This is a genomic window from Microvirga soli, from assembly GCF_016734765.1.
GTDB classification, from domain to species: Bacteria; Pseudomonadota; Alphaproteobacteria; order Rhizobiales; family Beijerinckiaceae; genus Microvirga; species Microvirga soli.
In genome coordinates, this window is sequence record NZ_JAERQE010000032.1 from 29,030 (window position 1) to 50,189 (window position 21,160).

At 63.8% G+C, this 21,160-nt stretch carries 22 protein-coding genes; 16 read left to right on the forward strand and 6 right to left on the reverse strand.

Annotated features, from left to right (window positions below; genetic code table 11):
* Positions 1–19: 19 nt before the first annotated feature.
* From JKL45_RS21420 to JKL45_RS21445, 6 genes are all read left to right on the forward strand, one after another.
* Positions 20–601 (forward strand): DUF2939 domain-containing protein, encoded by a 582-nt coding sequence (locus JKL45_RS21420; RefSeq protein ID WP_201863608.1) that lies wholly within the window; start codon positions 20–22, stop codon positions 599–601.
* 87 nt (positions 602–688) lie between these two features.
* Complete coding sequence (locus tag JKL45_RS21425) at positions 689–1,009, forward strand: glycine zipper domain-containing protein (protein WP_201863609.1); 321 nt, start codon at positions 689–691, stop codon at positions 1,007–1,009.
* Positions 1,010–1,401: 392 nt separating this feature from the next.
* Positions 1,402–2,484, forward strand: a complete 1,083-nt coding sequence (locus JKL45_RS21430; RefSeq protein ID WP_201863610.1) for an AI-2E family transporter — start codon at positions 1,402–1,404, stop codon at positions 2,482–2,484.
* Between the two features lie 147 nt (positions 2,485–2,631).
* On the forward strand, positions 2,632–3,810 hold the full coding sequence (locus JKL45_RS21435; RefSeq protein ID WP_201863611.1) for an RLV_5639 family protein: 1,179 nt from the start codon (positions 2,632–2,634) through the stop codon (positions 3,808–3,810).
* On the forward strand, positions 3,803–4,786 hold the full coding sequence (locus JKL45_RS21440) for a DUF6384 family protein (RefSeq protein WP_246498760.1): 984 nt from the start codon (positions 3,803–3,805) through the stop codon (positions 4,784–4,786). The genes JKL45_RS21435 and JKL45_RS21440 overlap by 8 nt, the downstream gene beginning before the upstream one ends.
* 4 nt (positions 4,787–4,790) lie before the next feature.
* A complete protein-coding gene (locus JKL45_RS21445; RefSeq protein ID WP_201863612.1) occupies positions 4,791–6,182 on the forward strand; it encodes a coiled-coil domain-containing protein in 1,392 nt (463 codons plus the stop codon).
* A gap of 15 nt (positions 6,183–6,197) precedes the next feature.
* On the opposite strand, the gene JKL45_RS21450 is transcribed toward JKL45_RS21445, so the two are convergent.
* A complete protein-coding gene (locus JKL45_RS21450; RefSeq protein WP_201863613.1) occupies positions 6,198–6,692 on the reverse strand; it encodes a YcgN family cysteine cluster protein in 495 nt (164 codons plus the stop codon).
* Between the two features lie 218 nt (positions 6,693–6,910).
* Between JKL45_RS21450 and JKL45_RS21455 the strand changes: the two genes are divergently transcribed.
* The 6 genes from JKL45_RS21455 to JKL45_RS21480 all read left to right on the forward strand — a co-directional run bounded on the left by JKL45_RS21455 (position 6,911) and on the right by JKL45_RS21480 (position 13,064).
* Positions 6,911–9,121 (forward strand): transglycosylase domain-containing protein, encoded by a 2,211-nt coding sequence (locus JKL45_RS21455; RefSeq protein ID WP_201863614.1) that lies wholly within the window; start codon positions 6,911–6,913, stop codon positions 9,119–9,121.
* 20 nt (positions 9,122–9,141) lie between these two features.
* A complete protein-coding gene (locus JKL45_RS21460; RefSeq protein WP_246498762.1) occupies positions 9,142–9,792 on the forward strand; it encodes a DUF1214 domain-containing protein in 651 nt (216 codons plus the stop codon).
* Positions 9,789–10,352, forward strand: a complete 564-nt coding sequence (locus tag JKL45_RS21465; protein WP_201863616.1) for a DUF1254 domain-containing protein — start codon at positions 9,789–9,791, stop codon at positions 10,350–10,352. Before JKL45_RS21460 ends, JKL45_RS21465 begins: the two co-directional genes overlap by 4 nt.
* Before the next feature lie 5 nt (positions 10,353–10,357).
* The gene (locus tag JKL45_RS21470; RefSeq protein WP_201863617.1) at positions 10,358–10,855 is read left to right on the forward strand and encodes a GNAT family N-acetyltransferase; all 498 of its coding nucleotides are present in this window, start codon (positions 10,358–10,360) and stop codon (positions 10,853–10,855) included.
* Between the two features lie 495 nt (positions 10,856–11,350).
* Positions 11,351–12,370, forward strand: a complete 1,020-nt coding sequence (locus JKL45_RS21475; RefSeq protein ID WP_201863618.1) for a hypothetical protein — start codon at positions 11,351–11,353, stop codon at positions 12,368–12,370.
* Between the two features lie 109 nt (positions 12,371–12,479).
* Positions 12,480–13,064, forward strand: a complete 585-nt coding sequence (locus tag JKL45_RS21480; protein ID WP_201863619.1) for a carboxymuconolactone decarboxylase family protein — start codon at positions 12,480–12,482, stop codon at positions 13,062–13,064.
* Positions 13,065–13,082: 18 nt separating this feature from the next.
* Here the strand turns inward: JKL45_RS21480 and JKL45_RS21485 are convergent, their stop codons facing one another.
* Together JKL45_RS21485 and JKL45_RS21490 are read right to left on the reverse strand one after the other, a co-directional pair.
* The gene (locus JKL45_RS21485) at positions 13,083–13,424 is read right to left on the reverse strand and encodes a DUF1491 family protein (RefSeq protein ID WP_201863620.1); all 342 of its coding nucleotides are present in this window, start codon (positions 13,422–13,424) and stop codon (positions 13,083–13,085) included.
* Positions 13,424–14,260: a peptidoglycan-binding domain-containing protein gene (locus tag JKL45_RS21490; protein WP_201863621.1), complete on the reverse strand. Its 837-nt coding sequence runs from the start codon at positions 14,258–14,260 to the stop codon at positions 13,424–13,426. Before JKL45_RS21490 ends, JKL45_RS21485 begins: the two co-directional genes overlap by 1 nt.
* Before the next feature lie 365 nt (positions 14,261–14,625).
* Between JKL45_RS21490 and JKL45_RS21495 the strand changes: the two genes are divergently transcribed.
* Entirely contained in the window at positions 14,626–14,949 is a 324-nt protein-coding gene (locus JKL45_RS21495; protein WP_201863622.1) for a hypothetical protein, read from the forward strand.
* Between the two features lie 68 nt (positions 14,950–15,017).
* Positions 15,018–15,446: a SufE family protein gene (locus JKL45_RS21500; RefSeq protein ID WP_201863623.1), complete on the forward strand. Its 429-nt coding sequence runs from the start codon at positions 15,018–15,020 to the stop codon at positions 15,444–15,446.
* On the opposite strand, the gene JKL45_RS21505 is transcribed toward JKL45_RS21500, so the two are convergent.
* A complete protein-coding gene (locus JKL45_RS21505) occupies positions 15,443–16,411 on the reverse strand; it encodes a DUF6456 domain-containing protein (RefSeq protein ID WP_246498764.1) in 969 nt (322 codons plus the stop codon). The genes JKL45_RS21500 and JKL45_RS21505 overlap by 4 nt on opposite strands.
* 186 nt (positions 16,412–16,597) lie before the next feature.
* Positions 16,598–17,029: a rhodanese-like domain-containing protein gene (locus JKL45_RS21510; RefSeq protein WP_201863637.1), complete on the reverse strand. Its 432-nt coding sequence runs from the start codon at positions 17,027–17,029 to the stop codon at positions 16,598–16,600.
* Positions 17,030–17,120: 91 nt separating this feature from the next.
* On the opposite strand from JKL45_RS21510, the gene ftrA reads away from it, so the two are divergent.
* Positions 17,121–18,095, forward strand: a complete 975-nt coding sequence (gene ftrA / locus JKL45_RS21515) for a transcriptional regulator FtrA (RefSeq protein WP_201863624.1) — start codon at positions 17,121–17,123, stop codon at positions 18,093–18,095.
* A 46-nt stretch (positions 18,096–18,141) separates the two neighbouring features.
* Here ftrA and JKL45_RS21520 read toward each other — a convergent pair whose 3' ends face one another.
* Positions 18,142–18,576, reverse strand: a complete 435-nt coding sequence (locus tag JKL45_RS21520; protein ID WP_201863625.1) for a Ros/MucR family transcriptional regulator — start codon at positions 18,574–18,576, stop codon at positions 18,142–18,144.
* A gap of 422 nt (positions 18,577–18,998) precedes the next feature.
* On the opposite strand from JKL45_RS21520, the gene JKL45_RS21525 reads away from it, so the two are divergent.
* Positions 18,999–21,110, forward strand: coding sequence for a S9 family peptidase (locus tag JKL45_RS21525; protein ID WP_201863626.1), 2,112 nt, complete (start codon positions 18,999–19,001; stop codon positions 21,108–21,110).
* Positions 21,111–21,160: the final 50 nt, after the last annotated feature.

The following is a 21,160-nucleotide window of genomic DNA, read 5'->3' on the forward strand; positions in this document are numbered from 1 at the left end:
CTGTCTGATCCGAGTCACGATGCGCTGGACCCTTCGTATCAGCTTCCTGCTTCTCTTAGGCTGGGCCATCTTCATGGTCTCGCCCTTCGTTGCGCTCTACGACCTCTCCAAGGCGGTCCGGACCAGGGACATTGCGCGCATTACTGAGCGGGTCAACTTCAACGCCCTGCGCTTTTCCCTCGCTCGTCAGGTCCTTGGAGAATACCTGAAGACCCAGGATCTCAGCGAGCGGGACCGGCAGATGGCCGCCCAGGCAGGAGCCGCCGCCCTCAATCCGGTTCTGGAGGAACTCCTCACGCCTCAAGCCGTGATCGATCTCCTCGAAGACGGGCAGTTGCAGCAGATCCAGGCCGAGGGCACAGGCGGTCCCGCGGTCAGCTTCGATCCCAGCTCTCTGAGCCAAGCCTGGCGGATCTTCATCCTGTCGGAATCGCAGGGCTTCAGGGTCGTCACGATCCCGCTTAACCCGGACGTGCCCCGGGATCGGCAATTCAGGATCACCTTGCGCCTGAGCGGCACGACCTGGCGCGTGACAGGGATCGACCTGCCCACGCGACTCCAGGAAGAGCTGACGAAGCGCGCGTCGGCCGCTTCGAAGTAGACGCATAGGTCTCTCCTGTTCATATCAGGAACCTTGAGGCTAAGCTCAACGTTCTTCATCAGATGTATTCTGATGAAGGATCGAGTTATGCGTAAACTTCCTATCGGTCTCTGTGCATCCGCCCTCTTTATCACGCCTCATCTTGCCTTTGCTCAGGATGGTACCGCCGCAGGCGTTGCGACCGGTGCCGTTACTGGGGCAATCGTGGGCGGACCCGTAGGTGCGGTGATCGGCGCGGGCGTCGGCGGCATTGCGGGTGGTGTGGCCGAGCAGAATGCCAGACCCCAGTCAGTGCCTGACGTGGTGGTGGTCACGGATCCTGCGACGACCGGTTCCATCTCCATTCGCCAGCGGACCTGCAGCGTGGATATGCGAGGCAATCAATCCTGCACGGAAGTCATTCGCTAGGTACGATTAGCCAGTCGAGCCATGAAAAACCCGCCTGATCGTTTCAAGCGGGTTTTTCATGCGACATCGATTGGAAATTAGAGCACGGAGTGTTTCCGCGAGAGAAATGGGCCGCCTTTCACCTAGTGAGCGAAAAGCCAGCCTACCGTAGCAAGCGGAAATACCGTTCCGAGAATAAAGCAGATGACGTTTGAGGTCATTCGACTTCCCTCCATGACAGAACAACCATGAATGTCCTATAACGTTCCGTCACATTGGGAATACATTTCGATGTATACAGTCAAGATAACGGGAACTAGTCCGTAATTTCTTGCTTCTTACGATCGATACAGCTCAGGGAACCGAGCTTCGCCGTTTCCATTGTCAATGCGCAAGTCGAGAGGGCGTAAACGATGGATGACCGGGACCGTTCCCGACTGGGGCTCATGGGAGATGCGGAATTCATCCGCAAGTTCCTCATTGCACTCGGCCTGCTGGTGCTCGCCCTGATGCTCTGGAAGCTTTCGGACGTTCTGCTGCTCGCCTTCGGGGCTGTTCTCGTGGCCATCATCCTGCACACCGCCGCCGATGCTCTGGTGCGTTACCTGCGCGTTCCAGACCGGTGGGGCCTGATGGTGGCCGCCCTGGTGATCTTCGTGATCTTCGTCGGCTTGGCCGCATTGTTTGGAACGCAAGTGCGGGCGCAGTTCTCGAACGTGGTCGAGCGCCTGCCCTTCGCCATCGACAATTTCTCCAAGAATCTCGGCCTCGGCTCCGTGAGCGACGACATCTCGGAGATGATGACCAACGCCCCGACAGGCGGGCTTGCCGCGCGGCTCGCCGGGATAGGCGGGGCCATTCTCAATGGGCTGGCCAATTTTCTCCTGGTGGTGATCGCGGGCCTTTACATCGCGGCCGACCCGCGGCTCTACACCCGCGGCCTCGTCAAGCTTTTCCCTAAGCACCAACACGAGCGGGTGGAGTCTTCGCTTGATGCCTCGGGCCAGGTCCTGCGGCTCTGGCTGATGTCGCAGCTGTTCGCCATGACCTGCGTGGCCATCCTCTCGACAACAGCCTACTGGCTGATCGGCCTGCCCTCGCCCATCGGCCTAGGTGTCATCGCCGGAATCATGGATTTCATCCCCTTCCTCGGTCCAATTCTTGGAGCCCTGCCGGCGGTTCTGATCGCCTTCAGCGTGAGCGGAGAAGCGGCGCTCTGGACGATGCTGGCCGTCCTGGTGATCCAGCAGATCGAAGGCAATGTCATCCAGCCCCTCGTAGCGCGCAGCATGATCAGCGTTCCACCGGCGATGGCGCTGTTCGCCATCCTGGTCGGCAGCATCCTGTTCGGAACGCTCGGCCTGATCTTCGGCTTCCCTCTCGCGATCGTCACCTATGTGCTGGTGAAGAAGCTCTATGTGCGGGAGACCCTCGGCGAGAAAACCGAGGTCCCGGGCGAAGACAATGGCGGCCAGCAGCAAGAAGCCAAATCCTAGCCTGGGTCCCAGAGCTGCCCCGCCCAGCAGCGCGTCCTGGAACCCTCGATCCGATTACACATTAGACCGCTGTGCTTTCATGGCCGTCCGATCATGCGCTGCGCCGGTGATCGTCAGAGCGGCTGCGCTCAGGTTCGAGGAGATCCCATGTCCGACATCGTCGTCAAAACGCCCCTGCAATATCTCGATAAGGCAACATCCGCCCTGCGGGAGCTTGGGATCGTCCCTCCGCAGGCAATGGACGCCCCCATCAATGGCCTTCTCGAGAAGATCTCGGATCTGGATCACGACAGGATCGTGATCATCGCCCGCACCTTGGGCCAGACCAGCGTGTTCAACGAGGTGGTGCGCGAGCAGACGCAGGCCATGGAGATCGGCGAGCGCTACCGCGAGATCACCGAGTCCTTCAACTCCATCCGCGACGATACGAAGAAGATGGTCGACCAACTGGACGACCAGAAGATCGACTTCTTCGAGCGCATCAACAACGTCTGGATGAAGGTGTCCCGGGGCGATGTTGCGGATCGCTTCGACAGGATCAAGGAAGTCTATCTCGACGTGACCCGCTCGACGAAAGACCAGATCGAGCGCGAGCAGATCATCCTCGATGCCTACCGCGATTTCCGCGGCGCCCTCAAGCACGCCGAGGTCATGGCTCTCGAGGTGCTGCGAACCGCCGAGCAGAAGCTCGAGGCCGCCAAGACGGATCTGCAACGGGCTTCCGACACGGTGGTCAACTTCAAGGGCACGGAAGTGGCTGAGCGTGCCCGTCTCGAACTCACCCGTGACGAACAGCTCCGCCGCACGCAAGACGAGGAGAAGCGCTACCAGATCGCCAAGGATCTCTCCGACAACCTGACGGTGAGCTACAACACCTCCGAGGTGATCATGGCGCGCCTGATGCAGATGACGAACGCCAAGGAGCGCGTCTATGCCCAGGCCGTCACGTTCTTCTCCACCAACGATTCCGTGTTCACGGCGCTGAAAGCGTCGTTCACCGGCATGTTCGGCTTGAACGAGTCGACTCAGACCTTGAACGAGATGAAGGAGGGCGTCTCCCGAAGCCTAGAGGTGCTGGCCGAGATCGGCGATCAGGTTGGCGAGGCCGCCGTGAAGGCGGGCTATGGGCCGACGATCCGGGCCGATGCGGTGAAGAAGCTCGTGGATTCGGTGATCACGTTCCAGGAACGCTCCCAGGAGATCATCGGCGAGATGCGCCGGCTCGCAACGCAGAACTCGGCCGAGATCCGCGATGCCGTTGAGGACGGCAAGCGGCGCATCGCGCGCCTCGTGGCGGAAGGACAGGCGCTGCCGGCCAATGGCTGAGATGGTCGCCACACCGACCGCGAGCCCTGCTGCCGGCAAGCCCCGTGACCTTGATGAGGTGATGCTCGCGATGGACGTGGTGGACACGCTCCGCCACCAGGAGAACCTCGTCAGCCGCGAGCTCAGTGAGGGGGATCGCGACGCCGAGCTGCTTCAGCGCCTGCGCGAAATCTATCGGGGACAGGGGATCGAGGTCCCCGATAGGATCCTGCAGGAGGGCGTGCAGGCCCTGAAAGAACAGCGCTTCGTCTATACGCCGCCCGGCCCCAGCTTCGCCCGCACGGTAGCGAGGGCATGGGTCAACCGGGGGCGGGTCGGACGGCGCCTGCTGACGCTTTTGGCGCTGCTGGCTTTCGGCTGGGGCGCCTACCATTTCGGTGTGGTCGAGCCGGCCCATCAGCGCACCGCCGAGGTGCAGGCGCAGGCCGAGAGGAACCGCATCGAGTTGGCCGAGCGACTACCGGCCGCCCTGACGCAGGGCCACGAGGACGTGCTGCGGGAAACCCAGGTGCCGGCGGCGAAGGAAAGGGCCGATCGGCTGCTCGCGAATGGGCAAAGTGCCGTTGCTCGCGGAGATGCCGAGGGCGCCCGGCAGGCCCTGAACGACTTGGAGGTGCTGCGTGCGGAGCTGCGGCGCGAATACGTGCTGCGCATCGTCTCCCGCCCCGGCGAACCCACGGGCGTGTGGCGCGTGCCGGAGCGCAATCCGGCCGGCCGGAATTATTATCTGATCGTGGAGCCGGTTGCCCCCGACGGGCGGATCCTCAGTCTACCGGTCACGAGCGAGGAGGATGGACGAACGGTCACCGCATCCAAGTGGGGCGTGCGCGTGAGCGAGGCGACGGCCATGCAGGTGCAGCGGGACAAGAGCGACGACGGCATCGTTCAGCGCAACCGTCTGGGCGAGAAGCGCCGCGGCCAGCTCGACGTGGATTATCAGATGCCGGTTCTCAATGGTGCGATCACACAATGGTAGAACGATGATTTCTGGACGTCAGGCAATCGCGCAGATCGAGCAGGTCATCGAGAAGGCTCGCGAACAGGAGGCCAAATGCGAGCTCGCCTATACCCGTGCCACCGAGGAGGTCGGCCGCCTGCGGATCCAGCGCACCGAAGCCTTCCGCGAGCTGGCGCGGATGAAGCTCGACGCGATCAGACAGGATCAGGTCGTCGGCCAATTGGATGCCGCCGAGCGGCAGGCGCTGAGCGTACTCAACAGCCGCCAGGAGGCCCTGCGCCAACTCACCGAGCGGCGGCGCCAAGCCGAGGAGCGTGTGAGGCAGGCCGAGGCGCGACGGCAGGCTGCCGTGGATGCCCTGGAGCAGGCCGTGGCCCAGGTCGAATCCCTGCGCCGCGACGTGGAGGCCCGAGTCAGCACCAACCCTGAATGGGTCGCGTCCCGCGCCAGAGTGGCCGAGATCACCGGACAGGCCCAGCAGGCCGAGAAGAAGGCCGTGCAGGCCGAGACCGACCGGGACGAGAAGCGCCGCCCCTATGAGGCCGACCCGCTGTTCATGTACCTGTGGAAGCGCAAGTTCGGCACGGCCGCCTACCGGGCCACTTCCTTCACCCGGTACATGGACCGCCTCGTGGCGCGGGTCGTCGGCTACGACAAGGCGCGGGCCAATTATGCCCTACTCAACGAAATCCCGGAGAGACTGCGGGAGCACGCCCGCCGCATCATCGATGACCTCAGAACCGTCAGGAGCCGGCTGACCGCCCTCGAACGTCAGGCGCTGGTGACTGCCGGCATCCCGCCCCTGGAGGACAAGGCCGCGCAGAGCAAGGAAGCCGTCGAAGAAGCCGACCGGGGGCTCGCCGAGGCCCGCTCGGCACTTGCCGATCTGGACCGCACCCACGATGCCTCGGTGCTCGAGGGAGATGCACCATACCGCGAAGCCATCGCGGTGCTGGCGGCAGCCGACGAGCGCGAGGACCTCAACCAGCTCTATGAGGAAGCCCTGCGCACTCCCACGCCGCAGGACGAGGCGCTTGTGCGGCGCATCCAAGCCACCGACGTGATGATCAACCGGTCGCTGCGCCAGGCCGTGGATGCTCACCGCCAGCTCAAGGAGACGGCTCAGCGGCGGGCGATGATCGAACAGGAATGGGAAGAACTGCGCAGCCAGGGATACGACACCCCCTATGGCACCTTCGGCAACGAGGCTGCACTGAGCAACGTGCTTGGGGGCGTTCTCACCGGAGCGATCGGCGGCGCGATCCTGGGACAGGTCCTGCGCGGCGGCTTCCACCATGGCCCGAGCCCGTGGGATTCCGGCTTTGGGGGAGGAATCCCCTTCCCTCAGCCGGGCGGCTTCGGAACGGGCGGGTCGTTCGGAGGAGGCGGTTTCAGAACCGGCGGGTCCTTCTGACCGGGAGAACCGGCCTTACTCCTCGGGATGCTCCATCGGCCAATCGGTGATGCGCTCCAGGAGTTCGGCGATGGTGAAATTCTCTTCAGGGCCCGCCACCCGGTCGCGCACGGAGATGCCTGCTGCATGTACCGTCTCCGGGTCGCCGGAGACGAGCGGGTGCCACCAGTAGAGGTCCTGCCCCTCGGCCAGCAGACGATAGGCACAGGTCTGGGGCAGCCAGGAGAGACTCCGGACCGCATCCGGCGTCAGGCGCACGCAATCGGCTACCTTGGCCTGACGGTTAGGATAGTCGCGGCAGCGGCAGGTCTGATCGTCCAGGAGGGTGCAACCCACATTGGTGTACATCACCTCGGCCGTGTCCTCGTCCTCCAGCTTGACGAGGCAGCAGCGGCCACAGCCGTCGCACAGGCTCTCCCATTCCTCGAGGCTCATGGCTTCGAGGGACTTCAGGCGCCAGAAGGGTTGTTCCTCCGGCTGAGGATGAAAGGCGGGTGCGGCATTTGGCATGTGGGCGCTTTGACGTCTCTTTGAGGCGGTTTGAAGGAAGGTGCTAAACCGCACGTGTCGCAGCCTTTTAGCCCCTAAGAGGTAAATCTCCGTGAACCTACAAACAAGGTTCGGAGTTATATATATCAGCCTCGCCGCGCTTCAGCGTTGCCGCTAGGACACCGAACGACCATAATATATCTGAGGTCAGGACACCTGACCCGCCCCGAAGGACCGCCGTGAGCCAGCCTCCTCCTCTCCCTTTCACGACACGGGTCAAGCGTGCCGCGCTCGCGTTCGACGCCTGGCTCAACTCGGCCCTGTTCCAGGGCCGCAACGGCCTCGGGCGCGTTTGGGAATGGTATTCGGAGAAGATGAAGGGCCTGCGGTTTCGCGGCGCCTCCCGGGTTCTTCTCGACCTGACGAGCGAGGCGACCACCCTCGGCGCCGCTGGCGCCGTGGTCATGCTAGCGCTCGCCCTCCCGGCTTTCCGTGAAACCGAAAGCGATTGGCTGAAAACACAGGACCTCGCCGTCACCTTCCTCGACCGCTACGGCCAGGAGGTCGGACGCCGCGGCTTGAACCTTGACGATTCCTACAAGCTTGAGGATTTCCCGGATCACCTCATCAAGGCGGCGCTCGCGACCGAAGACAGGCGCTTCTACGATCACTGGGGCATCGACCCTTTCGGCACCCTGCGCGCCCTCATAGTCAATGCTCAGGGCGGCGGCGTGGTCCAGGGCGGCTCCTCCATCACCCAGCAGCTGGCCAAGAACCTCTTTTTGACGAACGAGCGCTCGCTTGAGCGAAAGATCAAGGAAGCCTTCCTGGCGATCTGGCTCGAATTCCACCTCACCAAGGATGAGATCCTCAAGCATTATCTCGACAGGGCCTACATGGGCGGTGGCGCTCATGGTGCGGTGGCGGCGGCGGAATACTACTTCGGCAAGCCGGCCAAGGACCTGACCCTGGCGGAATCCGCCATGCTGGCCGGCCTGTTCAAGGCACCGACCAAATATGCCCCGCACATCAACCTGCCGGCCGCCCGCGCCCGGGCGAACGAGGTGCTGCGCAACATGGTCGAGGCCGGCTTCCTCACCGAAGGCCAGATCCAGATCGCCCGGCGCAATCCGGCCACCCCGGTCAACCGCGCACGCGAGACAACGCCGGACTTCTATCTCGACTGGGCTTACGAGCAGGTGAAGCTCCAGGCCTCGCAGAAGAAGTTCGGCAACGAGCGCGTGCTGATCGTGAAGACGCCCCTCGACACGAATCTGCAGCGCCATGCGGAGCAGACCATCGAGAACATGCTTCGTCAGCACGGACGTCAGTATAAGGCGGGCCAGGGTGCCGTCGTGGTCATGGATGTGGACGGTGCCGTGCGCGCCATCGTGGGCGGGCGCGACTACGGCCAGAGCCAGTTCAACCGCGCGACCGGCGGCCTGCGCCAGCCGGGCTCGTCCTTCAAACCGTTCGTCTATGCGGCGGCCCTGACCACCAACCCGAAGCTGCGGCCGACCTCGAACGTGGTCGACCAGCCGATATGCCTGGGCAACTGGTGCCCACAGAACTACAACCGCTCCTTCTCCGGCTCCATGTCGCTGACCTCCGCCCTGGCCCGTTCGATCAATTCGATTCCCGTTCGCATGTCGCTGGAGATCGGCAAGGGCAACGCCAAGGCCGGTCGCGCCGTGATCGTCGATACGGCCAAGCGCATGGGCCTTACCCACCCGCTCACGGATTCCAGCTCCCTGCCCATCGGCGCGGCGGAGGTGACCGTCATCGACATGGCGGCCGCCTATGCGGTCTTTGCCAATGGCGGCAAGCGCGCCGATCCTTATGCAGCCTGGGAGGTGCGCAACTCCTCCGGCGAGGTCATCTTCAGCCGTGACCGGGACATCCAGCCCAAGCAGGTGCTCGACACCCGCGTGGTGCAGGACATGAACTTCATGCTGAACAAGGTGGTCGAGGAAGGCACCGGCAAGCGCGCCATCCTCGAAGGCATCCCGGTCGCCGGCAAGACCGGCACCACGAACGGCTACAAGGACGCCTGGTTCGTGGGCTACACGGGCAACCTCGTGGCCAGCGTCTGGTACGGCAACGACGATTCCACCTCCATGAACGACATGACCGGTGGTACGCTTCCTGCCATGACCTGGCACGATGTGATGAATGTGGCCCACCAGAACCTGGAGATCCGCCCGATCCCCGGAGCGAGCCCGGCCAATGCCAACCGCGTCGCTTCCGCGAACCGTCCGGCAACGGATCAGGCGCAGGCGGCCTCGCAGGCATTCCTCGCCGGCACCCTGTCGCGCAAGTCCTATGAGGTCCTCGGCGGAATCGGCACCCTGTTCCAGTCGGTCGACCGCTCCATCACGACAGGCAAGGCTCCGGAGGCGCCGCGCAACTCGGCGGCTGCGAACACCTCTCGCCAAGTCGCCATGCCCTGACCATGCAGAATGAGGCTCTTTTGACGAACGCCCCTGCGGCCGCTTCGATGCGCGCGCCATCGAGGCCATCCCTGTCCGTATCCATCCGCCGGGTCCCCACGGCCATCCTGGTCGTCTATACGCTTCTCCTGGCGCTGGGGCTCGGCCTCGGCTCGGCCTATTGGGCCATCAATGGGAGCCCTCCATTCGGCAGCCTCCGGCTCGGCCCGTGGCAGGCCTGGCCTACACTCGGTTCTCCTCAGGCCGATCCCTACATGCGCGCCATCATCGCACGCCGGGGCGACGTTCCCCTCGCCACAGGGGAAGGCATGGGCTTTAGGGCGAGCGCGGACAACGATGGCAGGCCCCTCAACTCGGCCTGCTCCTATAGCATCGGCCCGGTCGCTCCCGTCGCCCGTGTCTGGACCCTCACCCTGTATGACCCGGCCGGCCGTCTGCCGACCACGGAACTCGGACGCACGAGCTTCACGTCGGCGGAAGTGCTTCGTGACGCGCAGGACCGTTTCTCCATCGCCCTGTCCCGAACCGTGCAGCCGGGCAACTGGCTTCAACTCCCAGCAGGAGGCCCCTTCACGGTCGCGTTGCGCCTCTACGATCCGCCGGGCGCGGCCGGGGCCAATCTCGAGCTGAGTGAGATGCCCGTCATCCAGCGGCTGGAGTGCGGCGCATGAGAGGATTCGGACGTTTCGTCATCGCCACCCTCTGCGGCCTCGTCATCGCTGTCGGGATCCATATCGCGGCTATCCTGACCAGTCCCTACCTGGCCGATCAGGATGCCTTCTCCAAGGTCCAGGCGACTCTGACCGCCGAAAAGGCCCAGGTCATCAGCGCGCCGGGCGGCGCGGACACATGGCTGCCCAACCCGGATCCTGCCGCGGCTGTCGCCACCTGCGCCTTCGACCTGCGCAACGGCCCTATGCGGGTGACGACCCGCACGGGCTCGCTCCCGCTGTCCTTCTCCTTTCACAAGGAAACGGGCGGCGTGTTCTTCGCCGTGACGGATCGCGCCGCCGTGCGCGGCGAGCTCGAAATTGTCGCCATGACGGCACGCCAGCTCGACGAGGCCAGGGCCGCCGAGGACGAGAACGACCCGTCCCGCGACGTGCGGATCGTCGCCCCCGAGGTGCAGGGCTTCGTGATCGTGCGCGTCATCGCGCCTGCCCCTAGCCTGCGGCCCCAGGCTGAGGAGATGGCGAAAGCGGTTTCCTGCACGGCCGAGCAGGACGTCTGAGATACATGCCCTGGCGACCGATGATTCCGGAGGACTTAGGCCAAGTCCAAGTTCTGGCGGACGCGATCCATGTTGGTCACCCGGAGGATCCTGAGGTCTTGGCCGAGCGGCAGAGCCTCTATCCGCAGGGCTGCTTCATGCTGGTCGAGGACACGCGCGCCATCGGCTATGCGCTCACCCATCCCTGGCGCTTTGCGGAGCCGCCGCGCCTGAACCGGCTTCTCGGCGCGATCCCGTCCCCAGCGGCAACCTATTACATTCACGACGTTGCTCTGCTGCCCGAGGCGCGGGGCAAGGGCTATGCGGCGCAGATCACGAGCCTGCTGGTGGCTCATGCGCGCAAAGCAGGCTTCGACAACCTGTCGCTGGTCGCCGTCAACAAGTCGCAAATCTTCTGGGAGAAGGCAGGCTTTCGCGTAATCGCGGTTCCGGGCCTGGACGCAAAGCTCGCGAGCTATGGACCGGATGCAGCGCTGATGGTGCGCGACGTGGCCAGCCTATGAACGGCGCCTAACGGCGCCACTTCGGCAATGAAAAAATCAATCAGGAACGGCGACGCCCGCGGCCACTTGATGCGACGGGACGGGAAGGCTCGGGATTTGGCGCTGGTCTCTCGTAGCGAACGCCCATGAAGAGAAGGATCTCGCCCTTGGGTTCGCTGGCTGACAGATGCGGACGCGGCGGCCGCTCAGAAATATCCGGGAATGCGATCACCACTCCGGGCGATCTCGTCCAGACGTCTTGCATCTTGTCCTCCTCTGCTATGGTGCCACTGGCTGCCTCGACGACTGACTCACAAAAAGAGACCTATGGTTAACAGATGGTTTCCATGGGGCTGGGGCCTGCAGAAAATTGCCCAGCCTGACATGAAAACAACAGTCACGGCCGCGCTTATGTTCCGGCTTAGGTTGCTCATCTTCAGTGCAGCGGACGCCCGTTAAAGATGCGCTAACATGCACGCCCTAGCCTCCGCCTCATTGCGTTGAAGCGAGTTGCGTATGGCGTCCTCTTCGAACCCGGATCTGTGGTCGGGCCTGTCGGGCTTCGGGTCATCCGAGAGCGCAACGCCGGACATGCGCGCCGCTCTCCTGAAAGTGAACGCGGAGATGTTCGTCGCCGCACCCGCCCGCGACCGGGAGAGTATCGAAACCTTCGAGACGCTCATGCTCGGCTCCCTGCCCCGGGCGGATGCAGCCACCCTGCTTGCCCTCGCCCGCATCCTGGCGCCCTGTGCCGATGCGCCGGCATCCGTTCTCGATTACCTCGTGCAGCACGCGCCCGAGGCACGAGCCATTGTGCTCCAGCACGCCTCGCATCTGCCCGAGACGGTGAACCGCCGCCAGCTCGCAACACCATCGGGGCGCTTGCGGCTCGCAGCAAGACCCGACCTCGATCCCGCAACCACCCACAGGCTGCTGCTCCTCGGCGAGGAGGCAGTCGCGCAGGCGCTTGCGGCCAATCCTGCGATTGCGCCCGACACCGCATCGTTCAAGCTCCTGGTGCAGCGCGCACGCCACCAATCTGCTCTCGCCCGCATCCTGCTCGAACGCGACGATCTCGCCATTGGCGACGAAGCGCCCCTCTATCTCATGGCCGATGCCGGAAGACGCGCGGCGATCCGCCAGCACGTCGCCGCCATGCTGTCCCGGCGGCGCATTACGCTGTCCTGCGCCCTCACCGAGGAGGATGTCGCAGAAATCCTTGCGGTCAGCCACAGGGGCGATGTGGAGCGCCTGGAGTCTCTTCTCTCCACCCTCCTCGACTTTCCCCTGTCGACAGAGTGGCATGTACTCGAACTCGGGCGCCATCGTCTGCTTGCGCTTGCATTGAAATCGCTCGGCATGGACTGGAGGAATGCCACAAGGATCTTCCTCTCCCTGCACCCCGCCCTGTCCTATCCGCTCTCGACAATCAGGGAGCTGGTGCGCGAAGTGCGGGACGTTCCCGGCCCGGTTGCTCTTGCGCTCGTCGAGGCGATCCTGGGCGCGAAGGTGCTATCGCGAGAGCATCAGGAATAGCTCGCGGATCCATTGGCTGCGAAGTCACTGCCTCCATTTGGGGAAGGATGCTCCCCGGTCCGAAATTCTGATAGGATTTCTTGATCTGTCGGATGGATCGGAGGGTCGGATGTTCCTGGAAACGATCGCGGAAGACCAAGCAACGGGTCGGGTCGCAGAGATCTACGAGCGGCAGAGAGAGCAGCTCGGCTTCGTGATGGACGCGGCAAAGTGCTTCACCGCCCGTCCGGACCTGCTGCCTATATACACGGACTTCTCGGACAGGATCCGGGCCGGCTTTTCCCTTGGCCTGCGCGAATGGCGTCTGATCACGTTCATTGCGGCCAAGTACATCCCGTCGACCTATTGCTCCCAGGTCTACAGCAAGCAGCTCATCGCGGATCTGGGATCGAAGGACGCGGTCCTTGTGGTTCAGAAGGACTTTCGATCGGCCGGGTTGTCGGAGAAGGACGTCGCGATGCTGTCCTATGCGGAGAAGATCGCAAAGGACGCATCGCATATCTCGGAAACGGACATCGAAAGCCTGCGGTCAGCTGGCTTTTCGGACCGGCAGATCTGCGACATCGCTCTCTGCGCAGCCTTTCGGTGCTTCGTCAGCCGGTTCTTCGACGCGGTTGGGGCCGACACGGAAGCGGCGTTCATCGACAGCGACGAAGAGTTCCGGTCACAGATGACCGTTGGCAAAGCCCTTTGAAACCGGCCACCGACGAGACTAGTCGCCGGGCGCCAGATCGAGGAGGTGGCGGCCCTGCCGGTCGTCGACCTCGACGAGCCAGAGGTCGGGATCGAAGCGCAGCTCGCGGGTCATGCGTTCCTCCACGTCGAGGGGCATCACGCCTTGCATGATAGGAGCGAAGAGCCTCTCACCGCTGTCGTCGAGGAAGAGCTGCGGCGCCGGACCGTATAGGCTTGCGGTGCCGTCGAGATGATCGACCTTGATGAAGATCGCTCCGGCCTCGGCGGCCCCGCGCTTGCGCAGGGCGGCATCGAGACCTTCCACGGAGCAGCGGCGGAGATAGGCCGAAACCCAGAAGTCGGAGCGTAGGCGCGCCACTATTGAACCGCGATGCCGGATGCGCCGGACAATTCACGCACGGTGCGCGCGTTGAACTCGCCCGTTACCGGCAGGCGCTTGTCCTGCTCGAAGCGCTCGATGGCCTGCCGCGTTCCGGATCCCATCATGCCATCCACCTTCACGCTGTATCCGAGCCGCGCCAGCGCGCGCTGGCCCGCAAGAACGGTGTCGCCGGGATCCGGCCGGCCCACATTGCCGGGCGGCACCGGCACGGGCCCTCCCATGCGGATCATGTCCGCAATCGGATCGCGCGCGGCGGTGCGTGCAGCGGGTGCCCCTGCGGGCGCAGGCTGCTGGACGCGGGCGGGAGGTGTGGCTGCCGGCGCAGGCTGGCCGCCATTGCGGATCATGTCCGTGATCGGGCTGCGAACTACGGGCTTTGTCGCCGCGCCGGCCGCATTGGTTTCAGGTGCGGCCGCCGGCGGAGCGAAAGCATGCGGGTTCGGTCCCGTTGCCGGCTGCTCGGCAAGCTGCGTCCCAGGACGCGCGGGCGGCAGGAGGCGGTCGGTTTCGGCTTCGGGAGCCGGCTCCGGTGCAAGCACGATTTCACGCGTGTTGAAAAGAGGCGCGGGATGGCGGCTGCTCTGCAGCGCCAGCGCGTTCCAGGCAATTGCCCCGCCGCATCCGGTCAGGAACAGCGCAGCGAGAATCTGCCGAGGATGCCCGAACACGAAAGCGGTTGCCCGCTCGGCCACGCCCGGCCTGCGCTGAGGCTTCGCGACGCGCCGCTGCGGCGGTCGGGCCGGCGCCTTGCGCCGCACCACGGCGGGAAGGTCCAGATCGTCATCGGGCTGATCGACAAAAGCTTCGCGCAAGGGATCGTTCCGTTCTCAAGGGATGAGGTCGTTTTGGACCACGCGGCCGAAAGGACAAGCCCGCGGACGAATCCGCCTGCTATCCCCTGGCAAAGAGCCTGACAGAGGGCGCTTAAGCGAAACCTAATTGCCGCAGCCGTTTCGTTGGAGTGATCGGCACAGGCAGCGCCTCGGTCTTTCCCAGGATGCGGAGCAGCGACGACCGCACCGGTTTCCCATTACTGTACAATGACTTGGCTCCACCAGGGAGCGGCAAGGTTTCGTTCATCCTGTTTGCAGGTTTCCGACAACATGCCTACGCCGGATGCGCAGGGTCCGGTATGGTGCTGCATCATTGTTCGCTTCAGGCCATAGCGTCACCACCCATGTTGTCCATTCTCCGTTTCATCCTGATCGTCGGGGCCATTTTCTACTACTCGCCGGTCCGCCATAAAGGCGAAGGCACCGCCGCCATCGAGGCATTTTTCACGCCCAAGGCCAGCGCACCAACCGCCCCCTCCCTGCCGCCCGCGACGGAGGGGCCGGGCCACCTGGAGACCGTCTGGAAGGCCCTTCCCGACAGCGCCAAGCAGGCCGTGGTCGACAAGATCATGACGACGTCAGGCTTTCCCCTGGCGGATGCCTCAAAACCCGCCGACACCCTGCGGCCGGAGGACCGCGCTTTGGCCGCCTCGAAGCCGCGCACGTAAAATCCACTGCACCCGTCGCCAAAGGGCGGCTCGATAGCTATATGTCCGGCAGACATCACAGGTTTTCCATGCTGCCGACAATCGACGAAATCGTTTCCAACTTCGAACTGCTCGACGAGTGGGAGGAGCGCTATCGCTACATTATCGAGCTCGGCCGTCTGATGGAGCCGCTGCCGGACGAGGCGCATAGCGACATCAACAAGGTTCAGGGCTGCGCCAGCCAGGTCTGGCTCCAGATGGATGTGAAATCCTCAGGCGGCAAGCCGGTTCTGCATCTGCTCGGCGACAGCGACGCCCATATCGTGCGCGGCCTCGTGGCGCTCCTGGTCTCCCTCTACGACGGTAAGACCGCGTCCGAGGCGCTTTCCACGGACGCACTGGCTCTGTTCAAGGAACTCGGCCTGTCCGAGCATCTGACGCCGCAGCGATCAAACGGCGTCAGATCCATGGTCGAGCGCATCCGCCGCGATGCGCAGATGGCGCTGGCTGCTTCCTAGATTCGTCCGCCCTCGATCACCACCGCCTGCCAGGCCCGGATGCCGCGTGAGGCGGCCGGTCCGCGCGCTTCCGACTCGATGCCGTAATGCTCCGCGAGGCGCCCCAGCGCGAGGCGCACCACGACCTTGGCAGAACGCGCAGGCCATTGCCGCTCCCGCTCAATCTGCTCCAGCCCTTTGAGGAAGCCGCAGAGATCGAGGAGCAGGTCGCTGAAGTCGCTACCAACTGCATCGAAGGCGTGGCGGAGCCTCTGGCGCGCCGCGACCATCCGGTCGGTGGCCTCGCCCGGAGAGGCAGGGCCGCCGGTCTTCGGCATCGCGTCCCACCGCGCCGTCACGCCGGGCAAAAGGCCTGCGAGCATGATGTCGGTGCGAAGCCGCTCTCCCGCTTGGTAGGATGCTTCATCGATCATCGGTCCGCCGTTGCGATCCCGGCGCCGGCGCAGCCAGTCGAGGGGGCTTTCCTCCGTGTCGATCCGCACGCGCGTCGTGCCCGTGGCGGTCTCGACATTCGCCAACTCCGTCTCGCGATGCTGATGGAAAAAAGTGAGGTCCGCCTCGGGCGAGGAGATGCGGCGCAGATGGGCTTGCCCGGCTGCGGTCAGCTGCAGGGTCCGGCGGCTCGAGTCTCCCTGTTGCCAGCCCGCGAGATCCGCGCGCACGAGGGCATCCGCTGACGCGGTCGCAAAGCGCCCTGCCCCGACCGAGACGCCGCCCCGGCGCCTGTGGATAAGGACGCTCGACGGGTCGGTCGGATCGATGAGCGCCCAGGTTTCCGGCTGGCCGAGCGCTGCAAGCAGGCGCCTCGCCTCCTGGGTCAGGGAATCGGCTTCCGGTTGTCCGGTGGCCGGGACAGCTCTCTTCTGCGCGCGCGCCTTACACTTCTTCGAACCAGCCTTCCTAACCGCTGAAAAGTCTGTCGCGGCAATACTCTGATGAACCGCATCGCCGTCTTCAATGTTCATGTTTTGTTCCCATAAATAAAGTAAGGAAGGGCTGCCCCTTCCTCCTCCGATAGTGGGGGCATATTCCTAGTTGTCAACGCGATTCAAAACTGTTGATAAGACTGAGGATAACTCGGACAGCGCGGGATACGCCCGCACAAAGGCCGCAATGATCCCCCGCCTTTTCAGCAGGGGATCGCACGAGATTTACGCTGCGGACATGACGATCAAGGATCCGGGTTCCGCGCCTTGCGCGAAGGGGAACCCCTCGTCGGCCCAGCCCGTCATGCCGCCGAGCATCAGCTTCACCGGACGTCCGAGTTGCGCCAGCCGCAGCGCGCCCCTGTCGGCCCCGTTGCAATGCGGGCCGGCGCAATAGACCACGAACAATGTCTGCTCGGGCCAGGCCGACATCCGCTCCGCCGTGATCTCCCCGTGCGGAAGGTTGAGGGCACGCGGCACATGGCTGCGGGCATAAGCCTTGGGCCCGCGCACGTCGAGGAGCACGAAGTCGGCATGGCCGCTTGCGAACGCGGCATGCACATCGGCGCAATCGGTCTCCAGCGAGAGGCGGGCGGCGAAATGGGCTTGGGCGATGGCGGATGCGGCAGCGGGAACGGACGCGACGGAACTGGCCAGCATGGGAACCTCCTTGTGGAAAAGCCGTGGCCAGAGTTCCGCATAGGCGCCATGGTGGAAAGTGGCGCTTCCGCCAACAGACGTACATATCATGCCAAACCATCTCGTCGTCGCCCTCGCCTATGACCGCCTGAGCACCTTCGAATTCGGCATCGCCGTCGAGATCTTCGGGCTGCCGCGTCCCGAGATGGGACCGGACTGGTACCGCTTCACCGTCTGCGCCATAGAGCCCGGCCCCTTGCGCGCCACTGGCGGCTTCCAGATCATGGCCGATGGCGGACTCGAACTCCTGGAGCGGGCGGACACCATCGTGATTCCCGGCTGGCGCGGAGCCTCCACTGAGCCGGTCCCGCCAGCCCTCGTCGAGGCTCTGAAGCGTGCGCATGGGCGCGGCGCGCGATTGATGTCGATCTGCTCCGGCGTCTTCGCGCTTGCCGCCACAGGGCTTCTGTCGGGACGCCGCGCGACCACCCACTGGCATTACGCGCAGCAGCTCTCGGACGCCTACCCTGATATCAAGGTCGAGCCGGATGTTCTGTATGTGGATGAGGGCCGGCTGCTCACCTCCGCCGGCAGCGCTGCAGGGATCGACCTCTGCCTGCATGTGGTGCGCAATGACTTCGGCCCCGAGATTGCCAACCGGCTGGCCCGCCGCCTCGTGGTCCCGCCTCATCGCGAGGGCGGGCAGGCGCAATTCATCGAGCGCCCCGTTCCGCCGGCGCGCGAAGGGGCGAGGTTCGCGCCGCTGTTCGACCGGATGCGGCAACAGCTCAGCGAAGACCAACCCATCGAAATGCTGGCCGCGGAGGCGGGCATGAGCACGCGAACGTTCCTGCGCCGTTTCAAAGCCGCAACAGGCTTGCCGCCTGGCGAATGGCTGCTTGGCGAGCGCCTGATCCGTGCTCGCGAATTGCTGGAGACGACCCGCAACTCGATCGAGGACATTGCCGGCGCAACGGGCTTCGGCTCCGCGGCAACCTTGCGCCATCATTTCCGCTCGCGCCTCGGCACCAGTCCGGCGGCCTATCGCGGCCGTTTCGCTCAGGAAGCTAGAGCTTCGGAATGAAAAAAGCCGCCCTGAGGGCGGCTGATTTCAGCGAATGATGGTCGGTTCAGCTAGAGCTGCGCGAAGAACGGCGCTTCCGGCGCTGCTGGCCGAGGCCCATTTCCTTGGCAAGCTCGGAGCGGGCCTTCGCGTAGTTGGGAGCAACCATCGGGTAATCGACGGGCAGGCCCCACTTCTCGCGGTACTGCTCGGGAGTCATGTTGTACTGCGTGCGCAGATGGCGCTTCAGCGACTTGAACTTCTTTCCGTCCTCAAGGCAGACGATGTAATCGGGGGTCACGGACTTCTTGACCGGGATCGCCGGCTTGGGCGCCTCGACCGGAACTTCCACGGTGCCGCCCCCGACACGAAGAAGAGCCGAGTGGACGTCATTGATCAGAGTCCCAAGATCGGACGAAGGAACAGAATTGTTGCTGACATAGGCGGAAACGATGTCGGCAGCCAGCTCAATGTAGTTCGAAGCAGCGATATTGTCGCTCATTTTGATTTTCTTCCTTTCCGGCTCTTTGGAACGGCTCAAAAAAGCTTTTCAACCTATCTTTGAGCATTCTCGTCTGAGGCAATGCTTGCCTCTTTCTAGAACCGCAACGTACTTGCACAGAAATCGTGCTTGTTTGTCCAAGTATGGCAAATTCAGCCCCAATGCAAGATGTTCAAAAGGAAAACTTTGGAAAACTTCGTAACATCTTTCACTGTGCAATAAACTCAGGCACAAAAGTTAATGCCTGCATCCATAGGTTAGGGCTCTGATCACATGAATTTCATCCTTTGGAGCCGAAGAAGTAACTAAAAAGGCACTTGAGGAGAACATTCGGGCGCCTGCCTTATCCGGTTGGGACCTGCCATGGGAAATCAGAGTTGTCTGTGCATAATCCCTGCCGACGTTTCTCACCGGAAGATTTCATGAAAACTGAGCGCCTCCCCTTTCAGCCCTTGCCTGCTGCGCCTTCGATTCCCGCAAGACCTCACGTCTTCGAGATGCACGGAGTTCAAGTCCACGACGACTACGCCTGGCTGAAGGCGGAGAACTGGAAAGACGTTCTCAAGGATCCGGCCGTCCTCGATCCGGAGATCCGGGCTTGCCTGGAACAGGAGAACGCCTACGCGGCCGCAGCTTTCACCGGCACCGAAGAGTTCCAGGCCCGCCTCGTGGCCGAAATGCGCGGCCGTATCAAGGAGGACGATTCCAGCGTTCCCGAGCCGGACGGTCCTTATGCTTACTTCACCCGCTATCGCGAAGGCGGCCAGCATCCCCTCGTCTGCCGCCAGCCCCGTGATGGGGGCCTTGAGACCATCATGCTCGACGGCGACAGGGAGGCCGAGGGCCATCCCTTTTTCGATCTCGGCGGAGCGGATCACTCGCCCGATCACAAGCTCCTGGCCTGGGGTGCGGACATCAAGGGTTCCGAATACTTCACGATCCGCGTGCGTGACTTAGGCAGCGGCACCGATCTGCCCGACGCGGTGCCCCAGACCTCCGGCGGCGCCGTGTGGCTCAACGACTCGTCGAGCTTCTATTATGTGGAACTCGACGAGAACCATCGTCCGGTCCGGGTCAAACTCCACCGCCTCGGCACGAGCCCTGATCAGGATCAGGTCGTCTATGAGGAGAAGGATCCGGGCTTCTTCGTGAAGCTCGGCACCACCCAGTCGGACGCTTTCGTGCTCATCGAGGCGAGCGACCACGAAACCTCCGAAATCTGGCTCCTCGACCGGGCCGATCCGTCGGCCGCGCCACGGGTCGTCGAGCCGCGCACGCCGCAGCTCAAATACGACGTGGAGCATCACGGGGACAATCTCATCATCCTGACCAACGCGGACGGGTCAGAGGACTTCAAGATCGTCGCGGCTCCCGTGGCAAACCCGGGGCGTGATCACTGGCGCGATCTGGTGCCATACCGTGCGGGCACGATGATCCTCTCCCACGTGGCGCTTGCCCGCTATCTCGTGCGCCTCGAGCGCGAGAACGCGAACCCACGCATCGTGCTGCGGGAGTTTGCGACAGGCCGCGAGGAGAGCGTCGCTTTCGCTGAGGAAGCCTATTCGCTGGGCTTCTCGGCGGGCTATGAATTCGACACGGACGTGATCCGCTATCACTACTCGTCGATGACAACCCCGAGCGAGGTGATCGACTACAACCTCCGCACCGGGGAACGCAGCTTGCGCAAGCGGCAGGAGGTGCCGAGCGGGCACAACCCGGCCGATTACGTCACCCGTCGCCTGTTCGCCACGGCTCCCGACGGAGAGCAGGTGCCGGTCTCCATCGTTCATCGGCGCGAGGTCGCCCTCGACGGATCCGCGCCCTGCCTGCTCTACGGCTATGGCTCCTACGGCATGTCCATGCCGGCGGCCTTCCGCACCGGGATCCTGTCCCTGGTCGACCGCGGCCTCGTCTATGCCATCGCGCATATTCGTGGCGGCACCGAAAAGGGCTGGCGCTGGTACATGGACGGCAAGCGCGAGAAGAAGCCCAACAGCTTCACGGATTTCATCGCCTGCGGCGAAGCCTTGGTTCAGGCGGGCTACACCTCACGCGGCCGCATCGTCGCCCATGGCGGCAGCGCCGGCGGCATGCTCATGGGGGCAGTGGCGAACTTGGCGCCGGACCTCTTTGCCGGCATCATCGCCGAGGTGCCTTTCGTCGACGTGCTCAATACGATGCTCGACAGCGAGCTGCCCCTCACCCCGCCCGAATGGCCGGAATGGGGCGCCCCGGCTGCGGATGAGACCGCCTTCAGCACCATCTTGTCCTATTCGCCCTACGACAACGTGAAGCCTCAGGCCTATCCGGCAATTCTGGCCCTGGCAGGCCTCACCGACCCGCGGGTTACCTATTGGGAGCCGGCGAAGTGGGTGGCGCGGCTCCGGGCCACCATGACGGGGGGCGGCCCAATCCTGTTCAAGCTCAACATGGAGGCCGGGCACGCAGGCGCCGCCGGCCGCTTCGACCGCCTCGAGGAGGTCGCCCTCGCCTATACCTTCGCTCTTAAATGCGTCGGGGGCTTTCAGACTTGACGAGAAGCCCTATGTCTCGTTGTACCGTATCTAACCGCATAGGTTGAGAT